Source organism: Sphingorhabdus sp., from assembly GCF_044354325.1.
Classification (GTDB): Bacteria; Pseudomonadota; Alphaproteobacteria; order Sphingomonadales; family Sphingomonadaceae; genus Sphingorhabdus_B.
Genome location: NZ_JBILAF010000081.1, coordinates 1 through 10,018 on the forward strand (window position 1 = coordinate 1; position 10,018 = coordinate 10,018).

The 10,018-nt window shown below is 55.2% G+C and carries 11 protein-coding genes; 10 read left to right on the top strand and 1 reads right to left on the bottom strand.

Translation table 11 applies throughout. The features are described 5' to 3' along the window. The coding region (gene rho / locus ACIQ0G_RS08070) for a transcription termination factor Rho (RefSeq protein WP_397577464.1) at window positions 1-750 on the top strand (750 nt) is incomplete at its 5' end. 18 nt (window positions 751-768) lie between these two features. Further along, window positions 769-1,512 (top strand): YjbE family putative metal transport protein, encoded by a 744-nt coding sequence (locus ACIQ0G_RS08075; RefSeq protein ID WP_397577472.1) that lies wholly within the window; start codon window positions 769-771, stop codon window positions 1,510-1,512. Between the two features lie 34 nt (window positions 1,513-1,546). On the opposite strand, the gene ACIQ0G_RS08080 is transcribed toward ACIQ0G_RS08075, so the two are convergent. Further along, window positions 1,547-2,257 carry a dienelactone hydrolase family protein gene (locus ACIQ0G_RS08080; RefSeq protein WP_397577465.1) on the bottom strand — a complete coding sequence of 237 codons (711 nt, stop codon included), beginning with the start codon at window positions 2,255-2,257 and terminating at the stop codon, window positions 1,547-1,549. Window positions 2,258-2,346: 89 nt separating this feature from the next. Here ACIQ0G_RS08080 and ACIQ0G_RS08085 point away from each other — a divergent pair, with 89 nt between their 5' ends. The 8 genes from ACIQ0G_RS08085 to ACIQ0G_RS08120 all read left to right on the top strand — a co-directional run bounded on the left by ACIQ0G_RS08085 (window position 2,347) and on the right by ACIQ0G_RS08120 (window position 9,878). Then, entirely contained in the window at window positions 2,347-2,607 is a 261-nt protein-coding gene (locus ACIQ0G_RS08085) for a DUF6489 family protein (RefSeq protein ID WP_397577466.1), read from the top strand. A 7-nt stretch (window positions 2,608-2,614) separates the two neighbouring features. Beyond that, entirely contained in the window at window positions 2,615-3,910 is a 1,296-nt protein-coding gene (gene mnmE, locus ACIQ0G_RS08090; protein WP_397577467.1) for a tRNA uridine-5-carboxymethylaminomethyl(34) synthesis GTPase MnmE, read from the top strand. A 71-nt stretch (window positions 3,911-3,981) separates the two neighbouring features. Continuing rightward, on the top strand, window positions 3,982-5,853 hold the full coding sequence (gene mnmG / locus ACIQ0G_RS08095; protein ID WP_397577468.1) for a tRNA uridine-5-carboxymethylaminomethyl(34) synthesis enzyme MnmG: 1,872 nt from the start codon (window positions 3,982-3,984) through the stop codon (window positions 5,851-5,853). Continuing rightward, complete coding sequence (gene rsmG / locus ACIQ0G_RS08100; protein WP_397577469.1) at window positions 5,850-6,518, top strand: 16S rRNA (guanine(527)-N(7))-methyltransferase RsmG; 669 nt, start codon at window positions 5,850-5,852, stop codon at window positions 6,516-6,518. Before mnmG ends, rsmG begins: the two co-directional genes overlap by 4 nt. Next, window positions 6,515-7,294: a ParA family protein gene (locus ACIQ0G_RS08105; protein ID WP_183942079.1), complete on the top strand. Its 780-nt coding sequence runs from the start codon at window positions 6,515-6,517 to the stop codon at window positions 7,292-7,294. The genes rsmG and ACIQ0G_RS08105 overlap by 4 nt, the downstream gene beginning before the upstream one ends. Window positions 7,295-7,335: 41 nt before the next feature. Then, the gene (locus ACIQ0G_RS08110; RefSeq protein ID WP_397577473.1) at window positions 7,336-8,217 is read left to right on the top strand and encodes a ParB/RepB/Spo0J family partition protein; all 882 of its coding nucleotides are present in this window, start codon (window positions 7,336-7,338) and stop codon (window positions 8,215-8,217) included. 84 nt (window positions 8,218-8,301) lie between these two features. Continuing rightward, window positions 8,302-9,108 carry a cytochrome b/b6 domain-containing protein gene (locus ACIQ0G_RS08115; RefSeq protein ID WP_397577470.1) on the top strand — a complete coding sequence of 269 codons (807 nt, stop codon included), beginning with the start codon at window positions 8,302-8,304 and terminating at the stop codon, window positions 9,106-9,108. Beyond that, window positions 9,105-9,878, top strand: coding sequence for a molybdopterin-dependent oxidoreductase (locus ACIQ0G_RS08120; protein ID WP_397577471.1), 774 nt, complete (start codon window positions 9,105-9,107; stop codon window positions 9,876-9,878). The genes ACIQ0G_RS08115 and ACIQ0G_RS08120 overlap by 4 nt, the downstream gene beginning before the upstream one ends. Window positions 9,879-10,018 lie beyond the last annotated feature (140 nt).

A 10,018-nucleotide genomic window follows, 5' to 3' on the forward strand; every position in this document is an offset into this window, starting at 1 on the left:
AAGGGCCAGCGCGCACTCATCGTTGCGCCGCCGCGTACGGGTAAAACCGTGTTGCTGCAAAATATCGCCCGCGCCATTACCGAAAACCATCCTGAAGTCTTCTTGATCGTATTGTTGATCGACGAACGTCCAGAAGAAGTCACCGATATGCAGCGTTCGGTGAAGGGAGAGGTTGTGTCCTCCACCTTCGATGAACCCGCGACCCGCCACGTGCAAGTCGCTGAAATGGTTATCGAAAAGGCAAAGCGTCTGGTGGAGCATAAGCATGATGTTGTCATCTTGCTCGACTCGATCACGCGCCTTGGCCGTGCCTATAACACTGTGGTTCCATCATCGGGCAAGGTGTTGACCGGCGGTGTGGACGCGAATGCGTTGCAACGTCCAAAGCGCTTCTTCGGCGCGGCCCGGAACATCGAGGAAGGTGGTTCGTTGTCCATCATCGCAACCGCGCTGATCGATACCGGCAGCCGTATGGATGAAGTTATTTTCGAAGAATTCAAGGGTACCGGCAACTCAGAAATCGTGCTCGATCGCAAGGTCGCGGATAAGCGTATCTTCCCAGCGCTTGATGTCGGCAAGTCCGGCACGCGTAAGGAAGAATTGCTGGCCGAGGAAGGCAAGCTCAAGAAAATGTGGGTCCTGCGCCGTATCCTGATGCAAATGGGCACCATCGACGCGATGGAGTTCCTGCTCGACAAGATGAAGGATTCGAAGACCAACGAAGACTTCTTCGATTCCATGAATCAGTAAGCGATAGGCGACATCATGATGTTTGAATTTTTGATTGCGACCGCGTCATCGGCGATGTCACTTGGCGGACCTGCCGAAATTTGGGGGCATATCGTCAATGATTTCTCCAATCTAAACACCGCCAGCGCGTGGACCGCTTTGGGTTCGGTCATCTTGCTTGACCTTGTGCTTGCGGGTGACAATGCGATTGTTGTTGGCGCATTGGCTGCGGGCCTGCCTGCGGAACAGCGCAAAAAGGTCATTTTCATCGGGGTTATCGCGGCGCTGGTTTTGCGTGTGGTGTTTGCTTTGATGGTCAATTTGTTGATGGGTGTCATTGGCCTCATCTTCGTCGGCGGATTGTTGCTGATCTGGGTTGCGTGGAAAATGTACCGCGACCTTCAACGCAGCGAAGCAACGGAATCGCCCGGGTCTCCCGAAGTTTTAGGTGACGAAAATAGCGGTATTCCCGCTGCCAAAAGCTTTGCTGCGGCGGCATGGGCAGTTGCGGTTGCCGATGTGTCGATGAGCCTCGACAATGTCCTGGCTGTGGCAGGCGCCGCCAAGGATCATCCAGGCATCATGATTGTTGGTCTGATCTTTGCCGTGGCCCTGATGGGTATCGCAGCGAATATCATCGCCCAATATATTGAACGCTATAAATGGATTGCATGGCTGGGCATGGCCGTGATCGTCTATGTTGCGCTCAAGATGATTTACGAAGGTTGGACCGACCCCGATTTGGGCGTTGGCAGCTACGTCATCGCACTGATCAGCCGCTAATTTTTGAGGGCATCTGACGATCGTTAGATAGCCCTCAACTTAGATGCTCTGCAAAAAACGCTGCTGTGCGTGAATCGGCAAGTGCCGCGCCAACTTCGTTTCGGCGGTTGCCCATCTCGGCGGCAAAGCCGTGGTCGAGGCCTTCATAATCGTGCAAAGTCACCTTCGGGTGATTGCCAAGTCCTGCATGGATCGCCGCCTGCGCCTCGGGCCCGACAAAATGGTCTGCAGTGGGGATATGCAGCATGAGTGGATGGGCAATCGCATGGCTTTCGCCAAGCATCTGATCAATCATGACGCCATAATAGCCAACCGATGCACTGATATCGGTGCGTGTCGCCGCCATATAGGCCAGTCGTCCGCCCAAGCAGTAGCCGACACAGCCGACATTTTGAACGGGGGCGTAGCCTGAAATGCCGCCCCGTATCGCGTGAATAGCAGCCTCAATGTCTTTGACACCGTCATCGGCATCATATTGGCCAAAATAGCCGAACGCTTCTTGAAGCTGTGCTTCCACATCGGGATTGAGTTCAACGCCGGGCGCGAAACGCCAGAAAATGTCGGGTGCAATCGCCAGATATCCATCATTAGCCAAGCGATCGCATTTTTGGCGAATACCCACATTTACGCCGAAAATTTCGGGTATGACGATGATAGCTGCTTTCGCTGCGCCAACCGGAGCGGCGAGATACGCCGGAAACAAGGCATCTTCGTTCAGTGCCGCAATCTTTATCATGTCGCCCATATCTTGCTCCTGTGCGGACATTCTCCGCAATTGCGTGATTCGATGTTGTCTTTATAGTATGTCATACCATCAAGAGGAGAGTCCCGGCCATGAAGATGAACATAGAGATCGATTGTTCGCCAGAAGAGGCCCGTGCGCTTTTGGGTTTGCCCGATCTGACCAAGGCGAATGAGGCCTATGTTGAAAAGGTCACGAACCTGATGAACGGCGCCGGCGGCATCGACCAGCTGCAGGAACTTGGCAAGCAAATCGCGCCAATGGGGCAAATGGGATTGCAGCTGTTTCAACAACTGATCGAAACAGGTGCAAAAGCCGCCATGTCGGGCGTGAGCAGCAAAGACAAAAAATAGAGCTTTGATGTCCGCCACTGATACTATTTTTGCACTGTCCAGCGGTGCGCCGCCGGCTGCCATAGCGATTATCCGCATCAGCGGCCCTGCGGCGTTTGATGTGGTGCGCGGGCTTGCGGGCCGGACACCAAAGCCGCGGCGTGCGTCGCTTGCTATATTACGGGCGCCAGACAGCGGGGAGACACTCGACCAAGCGCTTGTCCTGCTCTTTCCGGGTCCCGATAGTGCCACGGGCGAGGATCTCGCTGAGCTTCATATTCATGGAGGACGCGCCGTCGTTCGCGCTGTCGAAAAAGCCATGTCGCAGTTTCCCGATGTGCGCGCGGCAGAGGCTGGCGAGTTTACGCGCAGGGCCTTTGCCAATGGCCGACTTGATTTGAACGAGGCCGAGGGTCTTGCTGATTTGCTATCGGCAGAGACCGAGTGGCAGCGCAAATCCGCAACATTGATGTTTGGCGGTAGTTTTAGCGCGGCAATCGAAGCATGGCGGCAAGAGGTTCTCCAACTGTCCGCGTTGACGGAAGCTGAACTTGATTTTTCGGATGAATCTGATGTGGATGCGCAAAATAATCGTTCAATATCAGTATCTTGTTCGAAAATTCAACGCGAAATCGAGAGCATATTATCCAACCCCGCTGCTGAAAAGTTAAAGGATGGGTTGCGCGTCGTACTGGGTGGCCCACCAAATTGCGGCAAGTCGACATTGTTGAACGCTTTGGTGGAGCGCGACGCGGCCATCGTATCAGAAATTGCCGGCACCACACGGGATATGATCGAAGTCCCGATTGGGATTGATGGCATCGCGTTCGTCTTTACCGACACCGCAGGGATACGAGATCACACCGACGACGTCATTGAGCGCATGGGCATCGATCGAAGTCAGGCCGCGTTGCAGGGGGCTGATATCATATTATGGCTTGGGCCCGAAGGTACTGGGCCCGACCATCCACATATCATTGAAGTGGCGGCCAAGTCGGATAGCCCAGATGGCTTGAAAAAATCGGGAGCGGCCATTCAGCTGTCGGCCGTCTCAGGATTTGGCATGGCCGACCTGAAAACAGCCGTCGCGGATATCGCGAAAACGCTTTTGCCGCCGCCCGACCAGTTTTCGGTGAACCAGCGGCAGCGCGCGCTGCTCGCAGACTGCGCAGATGCGCTTGGTGCATGTCAGGCGACCGACGACTGGCTGATCGTCGCGGAATGCTTGCGGCAAGCGCGGTTGGCGTTGGACGCATTAACAGGCCGCGCCCATACCGAAGAACTGCTGGATAATTTATTTGGCAAATTCTGCGTCGGTAAATGACACGCTGTTTCACGTGAAACAATCCCACGCAGAGTTTTGACCGATGCGACTTGTTCGGCTATGCGCGACCTATGACAACCGATTTCGACATCATTGTAGTGGGCGGAGGGCACGCGGGAACTGAAGCCGCAGCCGTCGCCGCGCGTATGGGTGTCCGCGTCGCGCTGGTGAGTTTCGACAAAAGCATGATCGGCGCGATGTCATGCAATCCAGCCATCGGCGGCCTTGGAAAAGGGCATCTGGTCCGCGAAGTCGACGCATTTGACGGTCTTATCGCCCGTGCGGCAGATGACGCTGCGATCCACTACCGCATGCTCAACGCGTCTAAAGGCGCGGCAGTGCAGGGGCCTCGTGTCCAGGCAGACCGATCATTGTTTAAGGCATCGATCCAGCGCCAGCTGGGGCAAATAGCGCATCTAACGATAGTGCAGGCGGAGGCCGCGGCGCTCCATCTTGTTCCTGGATCATCCAACAGAGTCGGCGGCTTGGTGCTTGGTGATGGCTCCATCATCACATCCTCGGCGGTCATATTGGCGACGGGTACTTTCTTGGGCGGAAAGCTATTTCGGGGCGAAGAGCGCTTTGAGGGCGGGCGCGTAGGCGAAGCGTCCGCAATGCTTCTGTCGAAGCAGTTGCGCGACGCGGCGTTGCCGATAGCGCGGCTAAAAACCGGCACTCCACCGCGCATTGACGGCCGGACCATTAACTGGGCAATGCTGGAAGAACAGCCATCCGATGATGATGATTGGACGATGTCCTTTTCAAATCAGCGGCGGACAGTACCCCAGATCTTCTGCGCCATGACACGCACCAACACGGTGACACATGACATCATCCGCAGTGGTTTGGACCGTTCGCCTTTATTTGGCGGCGATATTGAGGGCAGGGGTCCACGATATTGTCCGTCGATTGAAGACAAGATATTCCGCTTCGGTGATCGTGATGGCCACCAAATATTCTTGGAACCCGAAGGTCTTGATAGCCATCTGGTTTATCCCAATGGCATATCGACGTCGCTGCCCACAGATATTCAGGACGCCATGGTCAAGTCGATGGCTGGACTGGAGCAATGCGAAATCATCGTTCCGGGTTACGCTGTTGAATATGATTATATCGACCCACGTTGTCTGGATTCGACCCTCGCTGTCCGCGGGTTTGAGGGACTATATTGCGCGGGTCAGATCAACGGCACAACGGGATATGAAGAGGCTGCGGCACAGGGATTAGTGGCCGGGCTGGGCGCGGCGTGCAAAGTTCTGGACCGGCCGATGCCGGCCATGGACCGCACTAACAGCTATATTGCGGTTATGATTGATGATCTCACGCTGCAGGGGGTTACAGAGCCGTACAGGATGCTCACGGCACGCGCTGAGTATCGCCTAAGGCTTCGGTCCGACAATGCCCATACGCGGCTCACGCCAATGGCGATTGAAGCGGGTGCCGTTGACAAGGACCGAATGGATGCATTTAACCATAGAGCGCAGATGAAGGCGACAGCGCTCGATATGATGTCGTCGCCGATAAGTGCTGATGTGCTGATGAAGCAGGGTGTGCCGGTCAAACCCGATGCGGGTAAAATGTCGAAGCTCGAATGGCTGCGTTTTCCGCATGTTTCGATCATGGACTTGTTGGACGCAGATGGGCACGAATGGCCCCGCGAGCTTTTGTTAGAGATTGAGCAGGACGGTCGCTACGCACCATATCTCGCGCGGCAGGAGGCGGAGATTCAAGACATCGCCGCAAATGAGAAAATAACGCTGGCCAGCAATGTTGACTATGCCGCTATTGCTGGACTCTCCAATGAGATGGTTGAGAAATTGCAGAACGCGAAGCCCGAAAACCTGGCCGCAGTATCGCGCATTCGTGGCATCACGCCAGCGGCTTTGGCTGCTATCCTCGTTCATGCCAAAAGAGCCCGCAGCGCAGTGACGGAAGCAGCATGACCGAAGCCGAAGCGAAAGCGTGGCTGACAACATCCTTGGGTGTTTCACGTGAAACAATGGAATCGCTCGATGCGTTCGTTGCGTTCCTGAAACGCGAGTCGGCCAGCCAGAACCTCATTGCGGCATCGACTATAGAAGATATTTGGTCGCGCCATATCGTCGACAGTGCACAGTTGCTGACCTTCATGGATCGGAGCCAGCCTGAAACAAAATGGTTGGACCTTGGGTCAGGTGCTGGCTTCCCGGGGTTGATTATCGCGTTGCTCACGGATTTTGACGTGACGCTGGTGGAGTCGCGCGCGCGGCGCATTGAATATTTGCAGCGTGCGGTCGAAATGCTCGACATCGGTGGCCGCGTCACGGTCATGGGTATGCCGCTGGAGCGCATGAAAACCGCCCCATTTTCGGTCATCAGTGCGCGCGCCTTTGCGCCCTTGCCCAAATTGTTTGAACTGGCGGCGCGTTTCTCTCATAAGAACACTTTGTGGCTGCTGCCAAAGGGGCGTAACGCAGCTGCAGAGTGGGATGACGTCAAAACAGCCTGGGACGGCGCGTTTAGCGTTAAACAAAGCATAACCGATGCAGATGCCGGCATTCTGGTCGGTACATTGGCCGGTAAGCGTGCAGGTGGCGGCAACGCCGGGGCAAAGGGACAAAAATCATGATCCGAATTGCAGTGGCAAATCAGAAGGGCGGCGTTGGCAAGACCACCACGGCTATCAACTTGGCGACTGCGTTGGCGGCAAGCGGTTGGCGGTGCGTGCTGGTCGATCTGGACCCCCAAGGCAACGCGTCCACCGGTCTGGGCCTGAAACAAGCGCAGCGCGTCCATAGCAGTTATGATCTTTTGCTGGGTGACGCGTCGTTGAAGGATGCGGCCATTCCGACCTTGATTCCCAATCTCGACATGGTCCCTGCGACGGTTGACCTGTCCGGCGCCGAAATTGAATTGGTTGAATATGAGGACCGCACCGGACGGCTAAAGGCGGCTTTCGACAAATCGGATGCCAATTGGGATATCTGCATCATTGATTGCCCGCCCTCGCTGGGTCTCATCACAATCAACGCCCTCGTGGCGGTGGACTCACTTCTTGTGCCGCTGCAATGTGAATTTTTCGCGTTGGAAGGTTTAAGTCAGCTATTACAGACAGTTGAGCGTATTCAGGGCCGGTTTAACCCGGCGCTGACGATCATGGGCGTTGCGTTGACCATGTACGACAAACGCAACAAGCTGACCGAGCAAGTTGCGGACGATGTGCGCAGTTGCTTGGGCGATCTGGTGTTCCAAACAGTCATCCCGCGCAACGTACGTTTGTCGGAGGCACCAAGCCATGGGCTGCCCGCGTTGGTGTACGACCATCGCTGTTCGGGTTCAGAGGCGTATATGAAATTGGCAAGAGAATTGATTGGCCGTCTACCGGCCCGGGAGCTCGCAGCGTGACGAATGATAATCCATCTGAAAAATCCCCATTGAAGAAAAAAATGGGATTGGGTCGTGGCCTGGATGCCTTGCTTGGGGAAGCATTGCGCGGCGATCCCGCTTCTGCGCGCGCGTCCGGAAATGTCGATTCCCGCAGCGTTGGCGTCATGACAATTGCGGTTGCCGAGATACGCCCAAATCCCGATCAGCCGCGTCGCCATTTTTCCGACGATAAGTTGAACGAGTTGGCGGCGAGCATTGCAAAGCATGGCGTTATTCAACCTATCGTCGTGCGTCCGTTCAACGATGGCTATCAAATCGTCGCCGGCGAACGCCGTTGGCGCGCGGCGCAGCGGGTTCAGCTGCATGACCTGCCTGCGATCGTGCGCAATTTTGACGATGCTGAGACGCTTGAAATTGCATTATTGGAAAATATCCAGCGTCAGGATCTCAATCCAATCGAAGAAGCCGAGGCGTATAAAAAGCTGACCGATTTGTTCGGGCACAGTGCGGCGGAGCTGGCGGAGCTGGTGCACAAGTCGCGCAGCCATGTTGCGAATATGATGCGCCTGCTCGATTTGCCTTTGCCGCTGCGCGATCTGGTCATCGAAGAGAAATTGACCATGGGGCATGCACGCGCACTGTTGGGCAGCGAGAATGCTGTGCCATTGGCCATGCTGGTCATCAAGAACGGCCTGTCGGTCCGCGCTACCGAAGCGCTCGTGCAAAAAGAACGCGCCCCGACCGCTAAAAAAGGCAAAAGCACGGGCCCAAGTGACAATGCGGATATTCGGGCAGTCGAAACCCATTTGGGCGACCTGTTGGGCTTGACCGTCCGAATCGTTCAGAAAAATGCTACAGGCGCAGGAGCAGTGACATTTGAATATGGCAGCCTCGACCAGCTCGACATGCTGTGTCAGCGCCTGACGGGTGAAAAATTCTAATATTTTTCATATAGATAGATGAACCTCAATAAATGAGGCCGACTGTGAGTTCAATCGTGGGACAGACGGTGGATGGCGAACAATATGGCGCAGCGACACAAAGCTACCACACGGATTTGGCATTGGCTGAACGCCATTGCGCTTACGGTTTTGCTGATGAGCGGCCTGATGATTTTCAACGCGCATCCGCGTCTGTATTGGGGCGAATATGGATCGCGCGAAGACCGTGCATGGTTGGAAATTGACGACACAAGAACAACTGGATTTGTGAAAATCGGTTCAACGACGCTCGAGACAACGGGCGTGTTAGGACTGTCATTAGGCGCCGACGATAAAGTCCGCCGCGTGGCCTTCCCCGGATGGACGACGATACCCACCCGGTACAATCTCGGCGCAGCCCGGCGGTGGCACTTTGCCTTTGCATGGCTGTTTGCGCTTGGGTTGGCGGGCTTCATGGCGGCATCGTTGTTGAACGGCCACATCCGCAGGCATCTGCATATCCGCAAGGCAGAATGGGCCCCAAAGCATATATGGCGTGATGTTAAAAACCATGCCCGATTGCGTTTTGATGCGCACAATGCCGGGACATATAATATCCTGCAAAAATTCTGTTATGTCGGCGTGATTTTCATTTTGTTGCCGCTGATGATCTTCACTGGCCTTGCCATGTCACCGGCTATGAACGCCGCCCTGCCATGGTTGCATGATATATTTGCCGGCCGCCAATCGGCGCGTTCGATCCACTTCATTTGCGCGGCGCTTTTGTCCATTTTTGTGCTGCTGCATCTGGTCATGGTTTTCCTGTCAGGGCCAATCAACGGAATCCGTTCGATGATTACGGGCAAAGTTGCTCAGGCACGCCACGTGAATGTGACGGAGGTGGCGTCATGAAGAACAACCGCGATATCATTGGGCGGCGTGCACTTTTGCGCGGCGCAACTTTGGGTGGCAGCGCGCTGATCTTAAGCGGTTGCGATGCGTTGAATGAAAGCGACATGTTCCGGTCGGCATTGCGCACAGCAGAAACGCTGAATCAGACGGTGCACAGAAGCCTGATGGACAGGGCGGCGCTTGCACCGGAATTTCCTGCATCCGATATTTCGCCGGTTTTCAAAACCAACGGTTCACTGACAGGCACCTCGGCCGAGTATCTGGCGCATGTTGGCAATAAGTTTGCCGACTGGACACTGCGCATTGATGGCATGGTGGCCAAGCCGATGGATGTCAGTCTGGAAACGCTGCGGGCGATGCCGTCGCGCACCCAGATAACACGGCATGACTGTGTTGAGGGCTGGAGTGCGATTGCAAAATGGCAGGGCACGCCCCTGCGCCTGTTGTTGCAGCAAGCCGGTTTGTCGGCGCGCGCCAAATATATCGTGTTTCATTGTGCGGACAGTTACGGCGCGCAGCCTTATTATGAATCCATCGATTTAATCGATGCATTTCACCCGCAAACAATATTGGCGTGGGGCATGAATGGCGACATGCTGCCGGTGAAATATGGTGCACCTGTGCGCCTGCGTGTCGAACGGCAGCTGGGGTATAAGCATGCCAAATATGTCATGCGTATCGAAGCGACCGATGATCTGACAAAATTCCATGGTGGAAAAGGTGGATATTGGGAAGATGTGGGCGACTATGAGTGGTATGCCGGAATCTAGGCTTGCGTGTCCGCGCGGTTAATGGAAAAGCCGTTTCCAGTCATAGGGAGACCCAATTACCATGAAGACGCGCGCAGCTGTTGCCTTTGAAGCGAAGAAGCCACTTGAGATTGTCGAGCTTGATCTTGAGGGTCCCAAGG